Annotated in this window: 19 protein-coding genes and 1 pseudogene; all 20 read left to right on the top strand. The window is 36.0% G+C overall.

Features of this window, described 5'->3' with window-relative positions:
* The coding region (locus tag ACYIAL_RS10285) for an IS5 family transposase (RefSeq protein WP_483751613.1) at positions 1-619 on the top strand (619 nt) is incomplete at its 5' end.
* A gap of 416 nt (positions 620-1,035) precedes the next feature.
* Positions 1,036-1,482, top strand: coding sequence for a division/cell wall cluster transcriptional repressor MraZ (gene mraZ / locus ACYIAL_RS10280; protein WP_483751612.1), 447 nt, complete (start codon positions 1,036-1,038; stop codon positions 1,480-1,482).
* 16 nt (positions 1,483-1,498) lie between these two features.
* On the top strand, positions 1,499-2,434 hold the full coding sequence (rsmH, locus tag ACYIAL_RS10275; RefSeq protein ID WP_483751611.1) for a 16S rRNA (cytosine(1402)-N(4))-methyltransferase RsmH: 936 nt from the start codon (positions 1,499-1,501) through the stop codon (positions 2,432-2,434).
* Positions 2,427-2,810 carry a cell division protein FtsL gene (gene ftsL, locus ACYIAL_RS10270; protein ID WP_174796608.1) on the top strand — a complete coding sequence of 128 codons (384 nt, stop codon included), beginning with the start codon at positions 2,427-2,429 and terminating at the stop codon, positions 2,808-2,810. Before rsmH ends, ftsL begins: the two co-directional genes overlap by 8 nt.
* Complete coding sequence (ftsI, locus tag ACYIAL_RS10265) at positions 2,810-4,588, top strand: peptidoglycan glycosyltransferase FtsI (RefSeq protein WP_483751610.1); 1,779 nt, start codon at positions 2,810-2,812, stop codon at positions 4,586-4,588. The genes ftsL and ftsI overlap by 1 nt, the downstream gene beginning before the upstream one ends.
* A gap of 12 nt (positions 4,589-4,600) precedes the next feature.
* Complete coding sequence (gene murE / locus ACYIAL_RS10260) at positions 4,601-6,151, top strand: UDP-N-acetylmuramoyl-L-alanyl-D-glutamate--2,6-diaminopimelate ligase (RefSeq protein ID WP_483751609.1); 1,551 nt, start codon at positions 4,601-4,603, stop codon at positions 6,149-6,151.
* The gene (gene murF, locus ACYIAL_RS10255; RefSeq protein WP_483751608.1) at positions 6,148-7,503 is read left to right on the top strand and encodes a UDP-N-acetylmuramoyl-tripeptide--D-alanyl-D-alanine ligase; all 1,356 of its coding nucleotides are present in this window, start codon (positions 6,148-6,150) and stop codon (positions 7,501-7,503) included. Before murE ends, murF begins: the two co-directional genes overlap by 4 nt.
* Positions 7,504-7,521: 18 nt before the next feature.
* Entirely contained in the window at positions 7,522-8,604 is a 1,083-nt protein-coding gene (gene mraY / locus ACYIAL_RS10250; RefSeq protein ID WP_174796604.1) for a phospho-N-acetylmuramoyl-pentapeptide-transferase, read from the top strand.
* Between the two features lie 24 nt (positions 8,605-8,628).
* The gene (gene murD, locus ACYIAL_RS10245) at positions 8,629-9,963 is read left to right on the top strand and encodes a UDP-N-acetylmuramoyl-L-alanine--D-glutamate ligase (RefSeq protein ID WP_483751607.1); all 1,335 of its coding nucleotides are present in this window, start codon (positions 8,629-8,631) and stop codon (positions 9,961-9,963) included.
* Positions 9,960-11,111, top strand: a complete 1,152-nt coding sequence (gene ftsW, locus ACYIAL_RS10240; RefSeq protein ID WP_081303128.1) for a cell division protein FtsW — start codon at positions 9,960-9,962, stop codon at positions 11,109-11,111. The genes murD and ftsW overlap by 4 nt, the downstream gene beginning before the upstream one ends.
* Positions 11,111-12,163 (top strand): undecaprenyldiphospho-muramoylpentapeptide beta-N-acetylglucosaminyltransferase, encoded by a 1,053-nt coding sequence (gene murG, locus ACYIAL_RS10235; protein WP_483751606.1) that lies wholly within the window; start codon positions 11,111-11,113, stop codon positions 12,161-12,163. Before ftsW ends, murG begins: the two co-directional genes overlap by 1 nt.
* Before the next feature lie 168 nt (positions 12,164-12,331).
* Positions 12,332-13,780, top strand: a complete 1,449-nt coding sequence (gene murC, locus ACYIAL_RS10230; RefSeq protein ID WP_483751605.1) for a UDP-N-acetylmuramate--L-alanine ligase — start codon at positions 12,332-12,334, stop codon at positions 13,778-13,780.
* 2 nt (positions 13,781-13,782) lie between these two features.
* Positions 13,783-14,691, top strand: coding sequence for a D-alanine--D-alanine ligase (locus tag ACYIAL_RS10225; protein ID WP_483751604.1), 909 nt, complete (start codon positions 13,783-13,785; stop codon positions 14,689-14,691).
* 13 nt (positions 14,692-14,704) lie between these two features.
* Entirely contained in the window at positions 14,705-15,538 is an 834-nt protein-coding gene (locus ACYIAL_RS10220) for a cell division protein FtsQ/DivIB (protein ID WP_174796599.1), read from the top strand.
* Between the two features lie 21 nt (positions 15,539-15,559).
* Positions 15,560-16,813, top strand: coding sequence for a cell division protein FtsA (ftsA, locus tag ACYIAL_RS10215; protein WP_174796598.1), 1,254 nt, complete (start codon positions 15,560-15,562; stop codon positions 16,811-16,813).
* 81 nt (positions 16,814-16,894) lie between these two features.
* A complete protein-coding gene (ftsZ, locus tag ACYIAL_RS10210) occupies positions 16,895-18,034 on the top strand; it encodes a cell division protein FtsZ (RefSeq protein WP_174796597.1) in 1,140 nt (379 codons plus the stop codon).
* Between the two features lie 63 nt (positions 18,035-18,097).
* Positions 18,098-19,012, top strand: a complete 915-nt coding sequence (lpxC, locus tag ACYIAL_RS10205) for a UDP-3-O-acyl-N-acetylglucosamine deacetylase (protein ID WP_160431561.1) — start codon at positions 18,098-18,100, stop codon at positions 19,010-19,012.
* A gap of 83 nt (positions 19,013-19,095) precedes the next feature.
* The gene (yfbR, locus tag ACYIAL_RS10200) at positions 19,096-19,683 is read left to right on the top strand and encodes a 5'-deoxynucleotidase (RefSeq protein ID WP_483751603.1); all 588 of its coding nucleotides are present in this window, start codon (positions 19,096-19,098) and stop codon (positions 19,681-19,683) included.
* 202 nt (positions 19,684-19,885) lie between these two features.
* Positions 19,886-20,039, top strand: a pseudogene (locus tag ACYIAL_RS10195) (RHS repeat-associated core domain-containing protein); the annotation flags it as partial.
* Between the two features lie 267 nt (positions 20,040-20,306).
* Positions 20,307-20,648, top strand: a complete 342-nt coding sequence (locus ACYIAL_RS10190) for a hypothetical protein (RefSeq protein ID WP_483751602.1) — start codon at positions 20,307-20,309, stop codon at positions 20,646-20,648.
* The last annotated feature ends 133 nt before the right edge of the window (positions 20,649-20,781 follow it).

Below are 20,781 nucleotides of genomic sequence, written 5' to 3'. Positions count from 1 at the left end.
AGATTTGCCAGAAGAGTTTGGTGAATGGAGCACCGTCTATAGACGATTTAATTTGTGGTCTAAAAAAGGAATATTAGTTGATATTTTCAAACATTTATCACTACTAGCGGATTTTGAATGGGTGTTCCTAGATGGCTCGATTATCAGGGCTCATCAACATAGTACAGGCGCTGCAACGGAGCATTCCGAGCAAATAGGTCAGAGCTGTGGTGGTCATTCAACTAAAATTCATCTTGCGGTTGATAGTGGTGGTTTGCCTATTTGTTTTGAGCTTTCTGAAGGACAACGACATGATATCACTTATGCAGAAAACCTAGTTGAAAAGCTCGATGAAGTGAATACAGTGATAGCCGATAAAGGTTATGACAGCGAGCCTTTTCGGTGCTTTGTTCGTCAAAAAGGCGGACGAACGGTGATTGCTAAACGTAATTATGGTAAGGATATAGATAAAAGCAGTATGGATAGGTGCCTTTATCGCTATCGTCATTTAGTCGAGAATGCCTTTGCTAGAATCAAGCAATATCGTTCAATATCAACTAGATACGATAAGTTAGAAAGGAATTATGCCAGTATGGTATCACTGGCATTTATGTTAATGTGGCTGCCAATGTATTGTTGAGAAATTTATGTACAGTAAAGATCAACAGCCCCTAATATTTTTTTGATATAAATAATTTTTTGTGTCGTAAAAACTAGCTAATTCGCTCATCTAATGTTGCTTCGCCTACTCCAAAATGTTTAGCTAACTCGCCAATAAAAAGGTAGGCATTGGTTAAGGCACAATTTACCAATTGTTGTTTTAAACTGTCCTTTAAATTTTTTAACTATAATATGTTTCCCTCTATGATTTTTTGTGATATTTGTTCATTTTGAGGAAGAAAACCAATCTTTTATAAATAATTAACCAACGACCTATTATTTTGTGAGAATTTGTGGTAAAAAGTGGGGGTTAGTGGTAAAAATAGATTATTTAATTAACTTGATGATTTATATTAAATAAAAATTAACAAGAAATTTATAAATAATGGTACTTTCATGTTTAGTGGTGCAATTTCGGTCAATTTAGATAATAAAGGACGGTTAGCAATTCCTACTCGTTACCGTGAATCTTTGTCTGAAGGTATGGTTTGCACAATTGGTTTATACCATTCTTGTTTGACGCTTTATTCTCTGTCTGAATGGAAATGTATCGAACAACAGCTTGCAACATTATCAACGATTGTAGAAGCTGAACGTAGAATTAAGCGATTGTTATTGGGTTATGCAACTGAGTGTTTGATGGACAACTCAGGTCGAATTTTATTGCCACCTACGTTACGTACTTACGCAAAATTAGAAAAAAATACAATGTTTGTTGGTCAATCTAATAAATTTGAACTTTGGGATGAGGCGATTTGGTATCAACAAATTAACGATGATATTGCTGCATTACCAACCGATATTGAAAACTTATCAGATAATTTGAAAAGTTTAACTATTTAATAAGAGTAAAAAATTGATGGATTATCAACATACAACGGTTTTATTAAACGAAGCTGTAAACGCATTAAATATAAAAAAGGATGGCATTTATGTTGATGGTACTTTTGGGCGAGGCGGTCATTCTCGTTTAATACTTGAACAACTTGGTACACAAGGTCGGTTGATTTCTATTGATCGTGATGAGCGTGCTGAGCAAGTTGCTTTACAGATAACAGATCCTCGATTTACTTTTATTCGTGGTGAGTTTTCAAATATGTACCAATATATTGATAAACTTGAACTAATGGGTAAGATTGATGGCATCTTGTTAGACCTTGGTGTTTCATCGCCACAACTTGATGACCCCGAAAGGGGATTTTCTTTTATGCGTGATGGACCACTTGATATGCGTATGAATAACCATAAAGGTTTAACAGCAAGTGAATGGTTACTCAGCAGTGATGAAGACGATATCGCGTGGGTGTTAAAGACATTTGGTGAAGAGAAATTTGCCAAGCGTATTGCTCGAGCGATCGTGGAGCAAAATAAAGTTTTGCCGATCACCCGTACTTTGGAGTTGGCTAATTTAATTGAAAAAGCAACACCAAGAAAAGATAAAAATAAGCATCCAGCTACACGTAGTTTTCAGGCTATTCGTATTTATATTAATAGCGAATTGGAAGAAGTTGAGCAAGTATTAAACAGTAGTTTATCTGTTCTTGCCAATCATGGAAGGCTTGCTGTTATTAGCTTTCATTCTCTAGAAGATAGAATTGTAAAGCAATTTATTAATAAACAGAGTAAAGGTCCGGATTTACCCGCTCGATTACCACTAACAGAACAACAAATTAAACAATATGGTGGTGCTAAATTAAGATCTCTTGGCAAAATTAAGCCAAATACTATTGAAATTAATAATAACCCGCGTTCTCGAAGCGCACTATTAAGGGTAGCAGAAAGGAAAGATGAATAGCAACCAATACAATGAGACTTTTCCAGATAAAATCGACATTGATAAAGATATTCAAAGAAGACCAAGTAGGAGTTTATTTGGTTTAATTATTGGTGATTTGTTTGGCCATCAAAAAATTTCATTGATGTTACTTGTAATGATTATTATTTCTGCTGGTGCTGTATTAATAACAACGCAACAGGTTCGTAAACAGCTATTTGAACGCGAGCAACTTTTATTGGAACAAGATGTATTAGAAAGCGAATGGCGAAATTTAGTTATTGAGGAAAATGTCCTTGCAGATCCCAAGCGAGTAGAAGAAAGAGCGAAGAATCAATTAGGTATGTCTTATGTGACGCCGCAAAATGAAACAGTTATTGTGATAAAGAGTAAATAATGAAATCCGTCACTAAAAATAAAAAAAACAAAGTAAAAAAGACGACGAAAACAAATAAAGCCAATAAGTTGAATAGTAAAAAGCAATATTTTACTCCTAATCGTTTTTATATTGTATACGGTTTTATTATTTTTGCGATTATTTGTCTTATTGTCCGAATGACATTGTTGCAAATTATTGAACCCGATAAACTTATTGCAGAAGGTAATAAACGTTCGCTTCGTCACCAAGAAATGGATGCGCCAAGGGCAATGATCACCGATCGTAACGGTCGTGCATTAGCAGTAAGTGTGCCAATGTTTGATGTTTGGGCAGATCCTAAAATTGTTGTAAAAAAGGGGGGCGTTAAAGCAGACGATATCAGGTGGCAAGGGTTAGCTAAAACGTTAAATATCCCAATGTCGACATTAGCGCAAAAATTGGGTAATCCATCAATGCGATTTGTTTATTTGTCTAAGCAAGTAACGCCAACAATATCTGACTATTTAAAAAAACTAAAACTACCGGGAATATCATTTGCGAAAACATCTAAACGTTATTACCCAGCGGCAGAAAATATAGCTCAATTAATTGGTTTAACAGATATTGATGAAAATGGTACCGAAAAAGGTTCTGAGGGTATCGAAAAAAGCTTTAATAAATGGTTAATTGGCGAATCTGGGCAGAGAGTAGTGCGACGTGACCGAGTAGGTCGTGTCATTGAAGAATTAGAGCGTACAGAAAGTGAAACAGCATCAGATTTAACACTAAGTATCGATGAACGTCTACAATCACTGGTGTATAGCGAACTTAGTCAAGCAGTTGAATTTAATAAAGCAGACAGTGGAACAGCGGTATTGATTGATGTACATACTGGTGAGATTTTAGCAATGGCAACTAGTCCATCTTATAATCCTAATAATCGTTCATCAATTGATTATAATTTATTGAGAAATAGAGCTGTCACTGATGCATTTGAGCCTGGTTCTACGGTTAAACCTTTAGTGGTAATGGCAGCTTTAGAAAAGAAAATAGCTAATTTAAATACTATTATTGACACTAGACCATTTTATGTTAATCGCTATGAAATTAAGGACGTGTCATATCAAAAAGCACTCAATTTGGCTGGTATCTTGGAAAAATCAAGTAATGTTGGAGTAAGTAAATTAGCTTTACAAATGCAGCAGGGCGATCTTGTAGAGTTCTATAGCCGCTTTGGACTTGGTCAACCAACGGGGTTAGGTTTAGGTGGTGAGGTTAGTGGCTCAATTGCAGCTGATAGAACCAGAAAATGGGCTGATATTGAACGAGCGACATTTGCATTTGGGTATGGGTTAAGTGTTACACCGTTACAGCTAGCAAGAGCTTATGCGACCATTGGTAGTTATGGAATTTATCGACCGGTATCAATTTTAAAAGTCACAGAACCGGTAAAAGGTCAACGTGTAGTGGCTGAAAAAGAGGCTAAAACAGTAGTTCAATTAATGGAAGCGGTGGCTGTTACTGGTGGAGGAACCAAAGCATCGGTTCCTGGTTACAGTGTTGGTGTTAAAACAGGAACAGCAAAAAAATTATCAGGTGGGCGATATGTTAATCAATATTTAGCGTATACCGCAGGTATTGCGCCTGCAACAGAGCCAAAATATTCCCTTGTCGTTGTGATTGATAATCCAAAAGCAGGTCAATATTATGGCGGATCGGTTTCTGCTCCTGTTTTTAGCCGAATTATGGGCGGCGTGCTTAGAACGATGAATGTAAAACCAGATCGCCAAGTTGATGGCCAAATGATTATTTATTAATAGGTGGAAATGATGGCTACAAGCTCATTTAAAACATTATTTGAATTATTAGGTGGAAGTCGTAATCTAAAATTAAACGATTTCCCACTTAATCATTTGCGTATTGATAGTCGTAAAGTGAAAAAAAATGATGTTTTTGTTGCGATCAAGGGGCATACTGTTGATGGGCGAACATTTATTCCTCAAGCCATTTCAGCTGGTGCAGCTGTTATCTTGATTGAAACAAAAAGAAAATCGAATGATCTAAAAATTGACTATCTTAAAAAAGATAATAAACCGGTCATCCCACAAATCAGTGTTTTTCAACTTTCGCAACGTTTATCATTAATCGCCAATGAGTTTTATCATTCACCATCGAAAAAATTGTCGGTTATTGGTGTAACTGGGACTAATGGAAAAACAACAGTTACCCAGCTCATTGCGCAATGTACAACATTACTTAATGACAAAACAGCTATTTTAGGTACTATTGGTAACGGAATTTATAATCAAATTGAGCCATCAGCTAATACGACAGCTTCGGCAATAGATGTGCAAACATTATTAGCTGATTTTGTAAAAAAACAGGTCAAAGTTGTGGCCATGGAGATTTCTTCTCATGGTCTTGCAATGGATCGCGTTAAAGGGCTAAATTGCGTAGCTACCGTATTTACCAATTTAAGTCGTGATCATCTTGATTACCATAAAACCATGAGTAAATATGCTAAAGCAAAATGGTCATTATTTACTTCTGATGAAAAAGAAAAAAAAGTTTTAACTGCTGGTAAATCGATTATTAATTATGATGACAAATATGGTAAACGTTGGATTGAAAAACTTTCTCAAGTGACAGCAGTATCATGTCAACCTAAGTCATTGCGCCGATTAAAAGCATTAAATATACCTTATGTTGGGGTTTCTATGATTGATTATCATGATAAAGGTGCCCAAATTCATATGGAGTCAAGTTGGGGAAATGCCATTATTCATAGTCGATTATTAGGTGAATTTAATGTTTCAAATCTATTATTAGCTATAGCTACGCTTTTAACATTGGACTTTCCATTTTTTGCGGTAATTAATATGGCTTCTTTTTTGAAACCTATTTGTGGACGAATGGAAGTATTGCATATTAAAAATAGTCCAACGGTCATTGTCGATTATGCGCATACTCCTGATGCATTACAAAAAGCATTACAAGCAAGTCGAATTCATTGTAAAGGAACTTTATGGGTGATTTTTGGTTGTGGTGGTGATAGGGATAGCGGTAAAAGACCTTTAATGGCTGCAATAGCAGAACAGTTTGCCGATAAAATTGTTTTGACTAATGACAATCCACGTACTGAAGATGAAATGAAAATTATTGAGGATATTCAGCAAGGTTTACATCATACCGACAACCTATACATAATTACCGATAGGGTGCAAGCCATTACACAAACGTTAAAACAAGCTAAACCTAATGATGTAATTTTAATTGCAGGTAAAGGGCATGAGGATTATCAAATAGTGGGTAAAACTAAATATCACTATTCAGATCAAGAAACAGTTAAAAAGCTTTTAGGAGTAGAGAATCAACCATGATTCCATTAGAAATTGAGCAAATAAAAAAAATAGTGAATGGTAAATCTTATCATATTCCAGATGAAAGTGTTGTGATTGATTCTATTTGTACTGATTCACGAAAAATCGTTAAACAATCGTTGTTTATTGCACTTGTTGGTGATAATTTTGATGGGCATGCTTTTGCTGAGTTTTCTATTAAAGATGGTGCTATAGCTGTGATTGTCGATCATAAAATTGATAAAGCAATACCGCAGATTGTTGTCAAAGATACTCGCTTAGCTTTAGGGGAAATTGCGAATTTTGTCCGCCAAAAAAGTACAGCCAAGATTGTAGCACTGACAGGCTCATCAGGTAAAACATCAGTTAAAGAAATGACAGCAGCCATTTTGCAAAATTGCGGTCAGACTCTTTATACTCAAGGTAATTTCAATAATGACATCGGTGTGCCATTAACACTTCTGCGCTTAACCAAGCAAGACCAATTTGCAGTAATAGAACTAGGTGCTAATCATATTGGCGAAATTGCCTATACTACTAATCTTGTTCAACCGCAAAGTACTTTAATTAATAATATTGCTGAAGCACACATCGAAGGGTTTGGTTCGCTTGAAGGTGTGGCAAAAGCTAAAGGTGAAATCTTTCAAGGATTACCTAATGATGGTATTGCTATTATTAATTTAGATAGTTGCTCAGATAAATGGTTTGCTCAGCTAACAAATAAAACAGCTTGGACATTTTCGTTGGCCAACTCATCAGCCAATTTTTATGCGAGTAATATTGAATATGCTCAACAAACGACATTTACATTACATACCCCAAAAGGTGAATGCGCAATTGTATTACCGCTAGTTGGACAACATAATGTTGCAAATGCTATTGCGGCATCAGCTTTAGCGATCTCTGTTGGTGCAACCTTTAGTCAGATTCAGCAAGGTTTAGCTACTTTAAAACCAGTAAAAGGTCGGTTATTTCCAATAAAATTAAATCAAACCCAATTAATTTGGGATGATACTTATAATGCTAATGTTGGTTCAATGTCGGCGGCAGTGAAAACCTTGGCAAAACAAGCAGGATATCGAGTATTGGTGGTTGGTGATATGGGAGAATTAGGGGTTGAAGCTGAAAAATATCATCGACAAATTGGTGAACTTGCTCATGATGAAAAACTTGACTGTGTTGTGAGTGTCGGTAAATTAAGTCAATTTATTAGTCAGTATAGTGGTGTGGGTCACCATTTTAACAATAAACCAGATGCTGTGAATTTTCTGTTAACGTTATTACGTCAATATCCAACTTTAACTATGCTAGTTAAAGGTTCACGTAGTGCCAAAATGGAAGAAATCATCGAAAAAATTCAAATTGAACAATAGTGAGTTAGGATTAAAATTATGTTGGTGTGGATATCAGAATATTTAGTGAAACATTTTACCTTTTTTAATGTTATCTCTTATTTAACAGTAAGAGCCATTTTAGGATTATTAACTTCTTTAGCGATTTCTTTATTTTTTGGTCAGAAAGTGATTGATGGGTTACAAAAATTGCAAATTGGGCAAGTTATTCGTCATGATGGACCCGAATCACATTTAAGTAAAAAAGGTACGCCGACTATGGGGGGCGTGCTTATTTTAGCATCGATTATCTTATCGGTATTTTTATGGGCAGATCTTCGTAATCCTTATGTTTGGGTCACCTTATTTGTTTTAATTGGCTATGGCATTATTGGATTTGCCGATGATTATTTAAAAGTGATTCGTAAAAATAGTGCCGGTCTTATTGCAAGATGGAAGTATTTTTGGCAGTCGGTTATTGCATTAATTGTTGCTTTTGGTCTGTATGTTTATGGGAAAGATAGCGCAGTAACAGTACTCGTTTTACCCTTTTTTAAAGATGTTATGCCACAATTGGGGTTATTCTTTATTCTGCTTACTTACGTTGTGATTGTTGGTGCTGGTAATGCTGTGAATTTAACCGATGGACTTGATGGACTTGCCATTATGCCAACTGTCTTTGTTGCAGCTGGTTTTGCTCTCGTATCTTGGGCAACAGGTAATGTTAATTTTGCTGCTTATTTACATATTCCTTATATTAAATTTAGTGGTGAATTGATGATTGTCTGCACCGCAATTATTGGTGCGGGACTTGGCTTTTTATGGTTTAACACATATCCAGCTATGGTTTTTATGGGCGATGTTGGGTCGTTAGCTTTGGGCGGTGTGTTTGGTATTATTGCAGTCTTATTAAGACAAGAATTTTTATTACTGATAATGGGCGGAATATTTGTTATTGAAACACTATCAGTAATTTTACAAGTGGGTTCATATAAATTACGCGGTAAACGGATATTTAAAATGGCGCCGATTCATCATCATTATGAATTAAAAGGTTGGCCTGAGCCTCGCGTTATTGTTCGGTTTTGGATTATATCATTAATGTTGGTATTGATTGGTTTATTAACCTTGAAGTTGCGTTAATTAAGAATAAATCGGGATGGAATCATGGTTAGCTATCAGGGCAAAAATGTTGTTATTATTGGGTTAGGCATCACAGGGCTTTCTTGTGTTGAGCATTTTCTTGCTCAAAATGTTATACCTAAAGTTATTGATACGCGTTCATCTCCATCAGGGATTGAGCAATTAGACGAACGTGTTGCTTACCATTTAGGTGAATTAAATATTGATTGGTTGCTTGACGCTGACTTAATCATTGCCAGCCCTGGTATTGCTTTATCTACGCCCGAACTGCAACAAGCAGCTAAAAAAGGGGTTGAAATTATTGGTGATATTGAGCTATTTTGCCGTGAAGTAAATGCACAATCCAATAAACAAATTGTCGCTATCACAGGTGCTAATGGTAAAACAACGGTAACAACCCTTGTTGGTGATATCATAAAATCATCGGGTATTAAAGTCGGTGTTGGCGGGAATATAGGCGAACCTGCACTATCCCTTTTAAAGCAGGATTACGATATCTATGTGCTCGAATTATCAAGCTTTCAACTAGAAACAACTTACAGTTTACAAGCGACAGTTGCAACAATTTTAAATATCTCAGAAGATCATATGGATCGCTATCCGCTTGGCTTAATGCAATATACCGAGGCTAAACAACGCATTTATCATAATGCAAAATATTGTGTCACTAACTATGATGATAAATTAACATCACCAATATCTAAGCAACATACTTGTGTCTCATTTGGATTAAAAATGGGTGATTACCATTTAGATAGTCAATGTGAACATTTAATTGCTCAAAATAGTCCTGTTTTATCGACCAAAGTGATGAAGCTAGTTGGTTGTCATAATTATCTTAATGCTTTAGCTGCTTTGGCTATAGCAGATAAATTAAATATTGCTCGAGAGTCAAGTTTAGCAACAATCGCTTCATTTCAAGGTTTGCCGCATCGTTTTGAATTAGTTTTTGAGCAAAATGGTGTGAAATGGATTAATGATTCTAAAGCCACCAATGTGGGGAGCACGGAAGCGGCCTTGAAAAGTGTTGTTTGTCAGGGCAAATTATATTTATTATTAGGAGGAGATGGAAAATCAGCGGATTTTTCGCCTTTAATTCCTTATTTACTGAATAATAATCTTGAAGTTTTCTGTTTTGGTCGTGATCGTAATTTGTTAGCTAAATTAGCACCAGCTGTCACAACAATGACTGAAACAATGGCGGATGCCATACAAATTATTGCACAAAAAGTAGTAGCAAATGATGTGGTTTTACTTTCTCCAGCTTGTGCAAGTCTCGATCAATTTAAAAATTATATTGATCGAGGAAACCAATTTGCCAAACTTGCCAAAGAATATGTTCATAGGAGTAAACAATGACATTTTTTTGGATAAAAAAACAAGTTAATCCAAATATACCATTTGATAATTCATTACTTTGGACTGTGTTTGGTTTAATGATATTTGGCCTGATAATGGTCACATCAGCATCGATGTCATTTAGCGAAAGTAATCCTTTCTTTTATACACAACGAGAGCTTATTCAGTTAGGACTATCACTATTTTTAATGTTTATTACGTTGTATATTCCGATGCAACGTTGGCAGCAGTTTGGTTCAGTGTTACTAATTATTGCTATTATTATGTTGATCGTTGTGCTAGGCATTGGATCTTCAATTAATGGCGCATCTCGTTGGATACCCTTAGGTGTATTCAATTTTCAACCAGCAGAGCTTTCAAAATTAGCACTCTTTTTATTTTTAGCGGGTTACTTATCTCGTAAATCCGAAGAAGTGCAAAGTGGTTTTTGGGGATTTTTTAAACCAATGGTTGTCATGGCAGTACTTTCAATTTTATTACTTAAGCAACCTGATTTGGGTACAGTTATTGTTTTGTTTATGGTGACTATTGGTATCTTATTTATTGCTGGTGCTCAATTGTGGCAATTTATTGCTATTTTGCTAACAGGGGTCGGTGCGGTGATTTGCTTGATCTTATATGAAGCCTATCGATTAACTCGGCTATTGACCTTCCTTGATCCTTGGCAAGATGCAACAGGTTCTGGTTATCAATTAGTTGCATCTTTAATGGCAATTGGTAGTGGAGGAATTACCGGTCAAGGTATGGGAAATTCTATCTTGAAATTGGGATATTTACCTGAATGCCATACTGATTTTATTTTTTCAATTATTTCTGAAGAGTATGGATATATAGGTGTGGTTGCTTTATTGTCATTACTTTTCTTTTTAACATTTAAGGCGCTTGCAATTGGTTATCGGGCTTTGAATGAAGGTTCATTGTTTTCAGGTTATTTGGCCTGTGAAATTGGTATATGGTTTGGTTTTCAAACGTTTGTTAACGTTGGTGTTACATCAGGTATGTTACCGACTAAAGGATTAACCTTACCATTTATTAGTTATGGTGGTTCAAGTCTTATCGTGATGAGTATTGCGGTTGCCATATTACTCAGAATAGATTTTGAATTTAGACAACAACAAGCGCAAGCAAGAATAAGGTTATTAAAGTAATGAAAAAATTATTAGTTATGGCAGGGGGAACAGGAGGGCATGTTTTTCCGGGTATTGCTGTTGCGCATTATTTAATGAAGCAAGGTTGGCAAGTAAGATGGTTAGGCACCGCCGATCGAATGGAAGCACATCTTGTCCCCGAAAATGGTATTGATATTGATTTTATCGAAATATCAGGGTTACGAGGCAAAGGTATGATGGCACTATTAAAAGCGCCTTATAAAATTCTAAAAGCAGTTTTACAAGCTCGAAAGATTTTAAAAACCTATCGTCCTGATGTTGTTTTAGGTATGGGAGGATATGTTTCTGGTCCTGGAGGGATCGCCGCCAAAACCCTTGGCATACCAGTTGTATTACATGAGCAAAACGGCATTGCAGGATTAACTAATAAGTGGCTAGCTAAAATTGCCACTAAAGTTTTGCAAGCATTTCCTACCGCTTTTCCTAAGGCTGAAGTAGTTGGTAATCCTGTGCGTAATGATCTTTTAACTGTTGCACAACCTGAAGAACGATTCAAAGATCGTCATGGACCAATTAGAGTATTAGTCATGGGAGGAAGCCAAGGTGCTAAAGTTCTTAATGACATTGTGCCTCAAGTGATAACAAAGTTGTCGGATAAATATGTGGTATGGCATCAAACGGGTAAAGGAATGTTAAATTCAGTAATGCAATCTTATCAAGATTGTGATATGACAAATAATAAAGTGACTGAATTTATATCTGATGTTGCCGGTGCATACAGTTGGGCAGATATTGTAATTTGTCGCAGTGGGGCTTTAACTGTTAGTGAAATTCAAATTGTCGGTATTGGTGCTATTTTTATTCCGTTTATGCATAAAGATCGTCAGCAATTTTGGAATGCAAAATCATTAGCTGATATAGGGGCGGCTGATATTATAGAGCAACCAGATTTTAATGTTGAATCGTTATCAAATTTATTATTAAATTTACATCGCGACAAATTACTTGAAATGGCAATTAAAGCTAAAAGTCTCTCAATTGTAAATTCCACTGAAAAAGTGGCACAAACCCTTGAGTCAGTGATAAAATGATTAGTTTATGATATAAGTTTATGTAATAATTTTGCCAAAAAGTTTCAGGTTAGGTGCATGTTTGGGTCAATGATTTGTTTGGACTAAGAAAAATAATTGCGATACAAATATTCAATGATGATATGGCGCGATACACTGCACAACAAAAGAATAATTAGGAGTTCGATAGTGAATACAAGGGAATTAGCGGAGTTAAGGGCAATTATTCCTGAAATGAAACGAGTCAAACATATTCACTTTGTGGGTATTGGCGGCGCGGGTATGGGGGGAATTGCTGAAGTTCTAGCTAATGAAGGATACGAAATTAGCGGTTCAGATATTGCTGAAAATGCGGTGACCCAACATCTAGAAACGTTAGGTGCAAAAATTGTCATTGGTCACGCTGCTGAAAATGTGATTGATTCTAGTGTTGTTGTTATATCTTCGGCTATTTCACAAGATAATATTGAAGTGGTTGCTGCTCGTCAAGCGCGTATACCAGTCATTCAACGAGCTGAAATGCTCGCTGAATTAATGCGTTTTCGCTATGGAATCGCTATTGCTGGCACACATGGTAAAACCACAACAACCGCGATGGTAACTGCAATTTATGCTGAAGCAAAACTGGATCCAACTTTCGTTAATGGGGGATTAGTAAAAGCGGCAGGAACTCATGCTCAATTAGGTAGCAGTCGTTATTTTATTGCCGAAGCCGATGAAAGTGATGCATCGTTTCTTCATTTGCAACCAATGGTGTCAATTGTAACCAATGTTGAACCTGATCATATGGATACTTATCAAGGCAGCGTTGAAAACCTTAAACAAACATTTATTTCATTTTTACATAATCTACCTTTTTATGGTTTAGCTGTTATGTGTTATGACGATCCGATTAACCGTGAGCTGTTACCTATTGTAGGACGTAAAATTATTACTTATGGATTTAATGAAAAAGCGGACGTTGTTATCAAAAATTACCGTCAAGAGCGTGGTGTAAGTTATTACACTGTTTGTCGTCAAAATCATAAAGATCTACATATAGAATTAAACGCACCTGGTAAACATAATGCTTTGAACTCAGCAGCGGCAATTATTGCTGCAACCGAAGATGGTATTGATGATGAATCAATTATAAATGCATTAGCTAAATTTGCAGGTACTAGTCGACGTTTTGATTTATTAGGTGTTTTTCCTCATGCTGATGGTGGAGATATTATGATGGTTGATGATTATGGTCATCATCCAAGTGAAGTTAATGCAACAATTCAAGCTGCTAGAAATGGTTGGCCTGATCGTCGCTTAGTTATGTTATTTCAACCACATCGATATACACGAACTCGTGATTTATTTGATGACTTTGCACAAGTACTTTCTCAAGTTGATGCGCTTGTGATGTTAGATGTTTATTCAGCGGGTGAACCGCCTATTGCTGGGGCTGATAGCCGATCTTTATGCCGTTCAATTCGTAATCGAGGTAAAGTTGATCCTATTTATGTTTCAGATTTAGATATCTTACCTGAAATTATGAAAGAGATATTACAAGGTGGAGATTTATTATTAACACAAGGTGCTGGTAGTGTTGGTCGTATTGCTCGTCAACTAGCCAAAACTCAATTATTTTCAAAAGAGGTTTTATAAAAATGGTTGATAAAGTTGCTGTATTGTATGGTGGTACCTCTGCTGAGCGAGAAGTGTCTCTTAAGTCAGGTAAAGCTGTACATGCAGGATTATTGGCAAATGGTATTGATGCCCATCTTATTGACACGAAAAATTACGCTATCACACAATTAAAAGAAGATGGATTTACAAAAGTATTTAATATTTTACACGGACGTGGTGGAGAAGATGGTATCATTCAAGCAATATTGACTTATCAAGATATTCCTTATACCGGTAGTGATATTCTTTCATCCGCGCTGACTATGGATAAGTTAAAGACTAAGTTAGTTTGGAAAGCGCTTGGCCTACCTGTTGCTGACTATGTTATGGTTAATAAATCGCAGATGGTTGATATTGATGCTATTGTAAAACAACTTGGATTACCGTTATTTGTAAAACCAATTCATGAGGGCTCTAGTGTAGGTATGGCTCGGGTTAATGAAGCCTCTGAATTGAAAAGTGCGATTGACATGGCGTTTCAATATGATGATGCGGCTATGATTGAATCATTTTTAGCTGGTCCAGAATTTACAGTGGCAATTGTCGGTGAAGAAGTTTTACCTGCAATTCGAATTAAACCCACTACCAAATTTTATGATTATGATGCAAAGTATCTATCGGACTCAACGCAATATTTTTGTCCAAGTGGATTACCAGATGACAAAGAACAACAGATTCGCAAATTAGCATTAGATGCTTATAAAGCGGTTGGATGCAGAGGCTGGGGACGGGTCGATGTTATGTTCGATGCGGATCAAAATCCGTACTTGCTTGAAGTGAATACAGCACCTGGTATGACTGATCATAGCTTAGTGCCAATGGCAGCCAAACAACATGGTTGGTCATTTAATGAACTTGTAGCCAGAATCTTAAATTTGGCAACGCTATAATTGGCCTTATTTTATGAAACAAGTTCGGCAAGCAGCGCATAGACGAGATGATAAAAATAAAAGGCGGCTGCTTATTTTTCGTAATACAGAACAATTGATAGGCTTTTTGTTCTTTATTATGATTATTTTCATTAGTATTTGGGTAGTTCAAAGCTTTAAAAATTGGATGGATGATCCCGAACAAATGGTATTGTCGCAATTAACGTTAAGTGGAGAACATACCTATACAACCGAGGATGATCTTCGGAAAGCCATTCTAGGATTAGGGTTACCTAATACCTATATTGGACAAGATGTTAATGATATACAGCAAGAAGTGATGCGATTTCCATGGGTTAAACAAACCAGTATACGTAAGCAGTGGCCAGACAGGTTAATTGTCTATGTGGAAGAATATAAACCCGTGCTTTATTGGAATGACCTATTTTTACTGGATAAAAATGGCAATGTTTTTAGCGTGCCACTTGATCGTATTGCCACATTACAATTGCCAAGGCTATACGGTCCTGAGGGCAAAGCAAAACCAGCATTAGAAATTTATTATAAATTAGAGAATCTTTCTAAAAAATTAGCTAATAATCAGTTGGCATTACATATTAAAGCGGCTATAACTGATGAGCGTAATGCATGGCAATTGATGGTAGAACAGTGCATATCTGGTACTTGCTTTGAAAATCAGGAAATGAAGTTGCTGTTAGGTAGTGAAAACATTGAACAGCGATATCAACAATTTATTAAATTATTTCCGGAAATTCAATCAAGAGTGCCAGAAAATGAAAGAATAACGGTAGCTGATTTACGTTACGAAAATGGTATTTCAGTGCAAAAAGAAAAAATGGTGCAGTAAGGAATAAATTAAGGCTGAAGTATGAAAGCAACAGAAAAAAAATTGGTTGTTGGACTAGAAGTTGGTACATCCAAAGTACTTGCTCTTGTTGGTGAAGTTCTTCCTGATGGTATTGTTAATATTATTGGCGTAGGGCATTGCCCATCAAAAGGGGTTGATAAAGGCGGTGTAAACGATCTTGAGTCTGTCGTTAAATCAATCCAACGAGCGGTTGATCAAGCAGAATTAATGGCTGATTGCCAAATATCTTCAGTATATCTAAGCCTTTCAGGTAAACATATTCGTTGCCAAAATGAAATAGGGATGGTGCCAATATCGGATGAAGAAGTAACGGCTGAAGATGTAGAAAATGTTATCCATACAGCAAAATCAGTTAGAATTTTAGATGAGCACCGTATTTTGCATGTCATTGCACAAGAATATTCTATTGATTTACAAGAAGGCATTAAAAACCCCATTGGCTTATCAGGGGTAAGAATGAAAGCCAAAGTTCATTTAGTCACCTGTCATAATGATATGGCTAGAAATATTGTTAAAGCCGTTGAACGTTGTGGATTGAATGTAGATCAACTTATTTTTTCTGGATTGGCTTCTAGCTATGCAGTTTTAACGGATGACGAAAAAGAACTAGGCGTTTGCGTAATTGATATAGGTGGCGGCACAATGGATGTGACTGTCTATACTGGTGGTGCTTTACGTCATTCAGTTGTCATTCCTTATGCGGGTAATGTTGTGACGAGTGATATTGCCTATGCATTTGGTGCACCGCCAATGGATGCTGAAAATATTAAGATTCGTTATGGGTGCGCTGTTGGTTCGCTAATTGGTAAAGATGAAGTTATTGATGTACCAAGTGTAGGTGGTAGACCTTCTCGCTCACTACAACGACAAACTCTAGCTGATGTAATTGAACCACGTTATTCAGAACTTCTCTCGTTGGTACAAAAAGAGTTACTTACATTGCAAGAAGAACTTAAAAAACAAAATATCAAATACCAATTAGCGGCAGGTATTGTATTAACTGGTGGTGCTGCACAAATAAAAGGAATGGTCGAGTGTGCTGAAAAAGTTTTTCAAAATCAAGTTCGTATTGGGCAGCCATTGAATATATCTGGATTAACAGACTATGTACAAAAACCTTATTGTTCAACAACGATAGGGCTATTACATTATGGAAAACAAAGTTTATTAAATGATGATGCAAAAGATAGTAATAAATCATCATTAAAAGGGATAGCTAAACGATTGACCGGTTGGTTTAAAAAAGAGTTTTAGCTAATATATTTCAAGAACTTCGTGGACATTGTAGATGATTATCTGTACAATGTGCCTAGATCGTAAATTTGGAGATAAGTTATGTTTGAGCCTATGGTTGCAGATGATGAACCAGCAGCAGTCATTAAAGTTATTGGTGTCGGTGGTGGCGGAGGTAATGCTGTCGAGCATATGATTGCTGAGCATATTGAAGGTGTTGAGTTTTTTGCGGCAAATACCGATGCACAGGCATTAAAAAGAATTAAGGTAGGTCAAACTATCCAGATCGGTACTAATGTTACTAAAGGACTTGGTGCAGGTGCTAATCCAGAAGTGGGTAGGAATTCTGCTGAAGAAGATCGTGAGGTCATCCGTAGTGCCATCGAAGGTGCTGATATGGTTTTTATAGCAGCTGGAATGGGTGGAGGCACTGGAACAGGTGCTGCGCCGGTAGTTGCGGAAATAGCAAAAGAATTAGGTATTCTAACGGTTGCTGTTGTTACTAAGCCTTTTGGTTTTGAAGGTAAAAAACGAATGGCTTTTGCAGAGCAAGGTATCTCTGAATTAGCAAAACATGTTGATTCACTGATTACTATTCCGAATGATAAGTTATTAAAAGTGTTAGGTCGTGGCGTTAAATTACTGGATGCTTTTGCTGCCGCTAATGGTGTTTTAAAAGGTGCTGTGCAAGGTATTGCTGAGCTTATTACTAAACCTGGTCATATCAATGTCGACTTCGCTGACGTAAGAACGGTGATGTCTGAAATGGGCTATGCGATGATGGGGTCTGGTCGAGCTAGCGGCGATAATCGTGCAGAAGAAGCTGCCGAAATGGCAATTTCTAGTCCACTGCTTGAAGATATCGATTTATCGGGCGCTCGAGGTGTGTTAGTCAATGTCACTGCAGGGCTAGATCTTGGTTTAGAAGAGTTTGAAACAGTAGGTAGTACAGTTAGAGCATTTGCTTCTGACAATGCCACCGTTGTTGTTGGTACGACTTTTGATCCTGATATGTCTGATGAAATTCGAGTAACAGTGGTTGCAACTGGTATTGGTATGGATAAACGTCCAGAAGTTAAAATGCCTAAGCCTGTGCCACGCAATGATTTATTTGGTCAAAGTAATACTCTAGGTCAACAAGAAGATAAATTAGCGAAAGTTGTTAATGAACCAACAGCTTCTCCTCTTGATAATCGTGAGATTTTAGATATTCCTGCTTTTATCCGTAAGCAAGCGAATTAAAATGAACTTATTTGATTTTTTATTGTCAAAGTCGATAAGAACACATAACAAAGTAGGTGCAAAGTGAAACAAAGAACATTAAAAAAGACTATTCAAGCAACTGGTGTTGGTTTACATACCGGTAAGAAAGTTACTTTGACATTACGTCCTGCGCCTGAAAATACAGGTATCATTTATCGTCGTACTGATTTAAATCCATATGTGGATTTTCCGGTAGATGCAAAGTCTGTGCGTGATACCATGCTTTGTACTTGTTTAATAAACGAAGACAATGTTCGTATTTCTACTGTTGAGCATATCAATTCTGCTTTAGCAGGGCTTGGTATTGACAATATTATTATTGAAGTTAATGCTCCTGAAATACCAATCATGGACGGTAGTGCAAGCCCATTTGTTTATTTATTACTTGATGCGGGTATTGCAGAACAAAATGCACTCAAAAAGTTTTTGCGTATAAAAGAAACAGTTCGAGTTGAGAATGGAGATAAATGGGCTGAAGTAAGGCCTTACAGTGGTTTTAGATTAGATTTCACTATTGATTTCCATCATCCGGCTATTGATAGTAGTTCGCAACGTTATCAATTAGATTTTTCGTCTGAATCGTTTATTCGCCAGATCAGTCGCGCAAGAACTTTTGGTTTTATGCGTGATATCGAAGCGTTACAGTCTAAAGGCCTATGCCTAGGTGGTAGCTTAGATTGTGCAATCGTGGTTGATGATTACAAAGTGCTTAATGAAGACGGTTTACGTTTTGAAGATGAGTTTGTACGTCACAAAATGCTCGATACTATCGGCGATTTATATATGAGCGGTCATAATATGATTGGTGAAGTAGTTTGTTATAAATCTGGTCATGCATTGAATAATCAATTATTGCAAGCATTGTTAGCGAAACAAGATGCATGGGAATATGTGACATTTACAGAAGAGCAAACAGTGCCACTTGCATTGGGTACTCAACAGCTGATTCTAGCGTAAAATCATAAGTAATATTGTTAGATATTATAAACGCTCCTATTTTTGATGGGAGCGTTTTTATTTTATATTAAAGAGATAATTAAATGAATAATAGCCATTTTTTTGCTCATTTGTCACGATTGAAACTAATTAATCGTTGGCCTTTAATGCGTAATGTAAGAACCGAAAACGTATCAGAGCATAGCTTACAAGTTGCTTTTGTCGCACATGCTTTAGCAATAATTAAAAACAAAAAATTTAATGGTCATGTGAATCCTGAGCGAATCGCATTATTAGCCATGTATCATGATGTTTCAGAAGTCATAACCGGTGATTTACCAACACCTACAAAGTATTATAATCCGCAAATCACGGTTGAATATAAAAAGATTGAAAAAATAGCACAACAAAAACTTATTAATATGCTCCCTAACGAGTTACAAGATGATTTTAGAACATTAATCGATGATGATTTTTATGATGAAGCAGAAAAAAGCATCGTAAAACAAGCGGATACATTATGTGCTTATCTTAAAACGATTGAAGAACTCAGCGCGGGCAATAATGAATTTAAATTGGCTGAACAACGTTTAAAAAAGACTTTATCTGAACGCAGTAGCCCTGAAATGAATTACTTTTTAGATGTTTTTATTCCAAGTTTTAGCTTGTCATTAGATGAAATAACTATGTAACAATGATTTATCTAGTTAATTGTTGTCTATTTTGTCTTTGTCATATTTTATATCATGAATTTTAAATGTCTTGGTGTTTCCCTATATTTTAGATATGATTGCTTGGTGTCGACATGCAGCATTTGGCCTAGACTGGTTTTGTTATACCATTTAGCTTGCCGTCTTAATTTATCTTCAGAGAATTTTCAATTTAGGCATTCAAATAGAGCAAAACCTCAGGTATCAATAACAATATTTAGACAGAGAAACTGGCTTATTTTACAATCTTTCCGGATATTATGATGCTTTAGCCAGCTGAACTGGGTGGGGTGACCCTGTATCCGTATGCGCCTAATGGGTTGGCTTGGATCGATCCGACTGCGGCAGTTTTGTCGATACAGTTAAACATGCAATTACAACAACAGGCAAAAAATTCCAAAGCACAGAAATATTCAAATTTACAAGTAAAACAAAAATTAATAGAGTTCCTTTCAGGGATATCGATTATTTATATCTACACAATCTTCACAAAGATCGTTATAAGACATTTTCATCTTGAAATAAATCTAAAAGCGTATTAATTCAAATGGTACATTTAATGAAAAGAAATCTGTGTTAACAAAAAGAGAGACTGGGTTGTTGAAATGAACTTACACATAAAAAATGAATTAAAAAATAAAATGTTGCAGAATAGAGATGATTTAATAAAAGATACTTTTTGCTATTCATTATTTGAAGAAGGTTTTTTTCATGCCAATCTAATTGAGATTATAATAAAAAATGTAGAAGAATATCTATCTCTAATTAAAAATGACATTGATATAAAAAACCTTTTAATTTGGATTTGTCAATGTGTCGATCAATGTTTTATTTCTCATCATGATAAAGATGATTATTACACTATAAAAAATTATTCCTTTGAAATTGAAAGTAAATGGATTAATAGCTGGAAACCAAGAATACAATTATTAGTTGAAAAGTTATAAAATAAAAAATGAAATATTATTGGGTTACCTCTTAATTTTGCCATTCACATTACTATTACCACACCGACCTGAACGGCTATTCGGGAGGAAATACTCTGGGAATGAAACTATCAGGTTTGAGGTAAGCGTATTT

Source organism: Gilliamella sp. X-57, from assembly GCF_057063565.1.
Note: the sequence above shows the minus strand (reverse complement) of the source record. Positions and strands in the feature narration are given on the sequence as shown.

Excerpts from the sequence above, each read along its gene's own strand:
- mraZ (WP_483751612.1), top strand. The coding sequence starts at position 1,036 with ATGTTTAGTGGTGCAATTTCGGTCAATTTAGATAATAAAGGACGGTTA.
- rsmH (WP_483751611.1), top strand. The coding sequence starts at position 1,499 with ATGGATTATCAACATACAACGGTTTTATTAAACGAAGCTGTAAACGCA.
- ftsL (WP_174796608.1), top strand. The coding sequence starts at position 2,427 with ATGAATAGCAACCAATACAATGAGACTTTTCCAGATAAAATCGACATT.
- ftsI (WP_483751610.1), top strand. The coding sequence starts at position 2,810 with ATGAAATCCGTCACTAAAAATAAAAAAAACAAAGTAAAAAAGACGACG.
- murE (WP_483751609.1), top strand. The coding sequence starts at position 4,601 with ATGGCTACAAGCTCATTTAAAACATTATTTGAATTATTAGGTGGAAGT.
- murF (WP_483751608.1), top strand. The coding sequence starts at position 6,148 with ATGATTCCATTAGAAATTGAGCAAATAAAAAAAATAGTGAATGGTAAA.
- mraY (WP_174796604.1), top strand. The coding sequence starts at position 7,522 with ATGTTGGTGTGGATATCAGAATATTTAGTGAAACATTTTACCTTTTTT.
- murD (WP_483751607.1), top strand. The coding sequence starts at position 8,629 with ATGGTTAGCTATCAGGGCAAAAATGTTGTTATTATTGGGTTAGGCATC.
- ftsW (WP_081303128.1), top strand. The coding sequence starts at position 9,960 with ATGACATTTTTTTGGATAAAAAAACAAGTTAATCCAAATATACCATTT.
- murG (WP_483751606.1), top strand. The coding sequence starts at position 11,111 with ATGAAAAAATTATTAGTTATGGCAGGGGGAACAGGAGGGCATGTTTTT.
- ACYIAL_RS10225 (WP_483751604.1), top strand. The coding sequence starts at position 13,783 with ATGGTTGATAAAGTTGCTGTATTGTATGGTGGTACCTCTGCTGAGCGA.
- ACYIAL_RS10220 (WP_174796599.1), top strand. The coding sequence starts at position 14,705 with ATGAAACAAGTTCGGCAAGCAGCGCATAGACGAGATGATAAAAATAAA.
- ftsA (WP_174796598.1), top strand. The coding sequence starts at position 15,560 with ATGAAAGCAACAGAAAAAAAATTGGTTGTTGGACTAGAAGTTGGTACA.
- ftsZ (WP_174796597.1), top strand. The coding sequence starts at position 16,895 with ATGTTTGAGCCTATGGTTGCAGATGATGAACCAGCAGCAGTCATTAAA.
- yfbR (WP_483751603.1), top strand. The coding sequence starts at position 19,096 with ATGAATAATAGCCATTTTTTTGCTCATTTGTCACGATTGAAACTAATT.
- ACYIAL_RS10190 (WP_483751602.1), top strand. The coding sequence starts at position 20,307 with ATGAACTTACACATAAAAAATGAATTAAAAAATAAAATGTTGCAGAAT.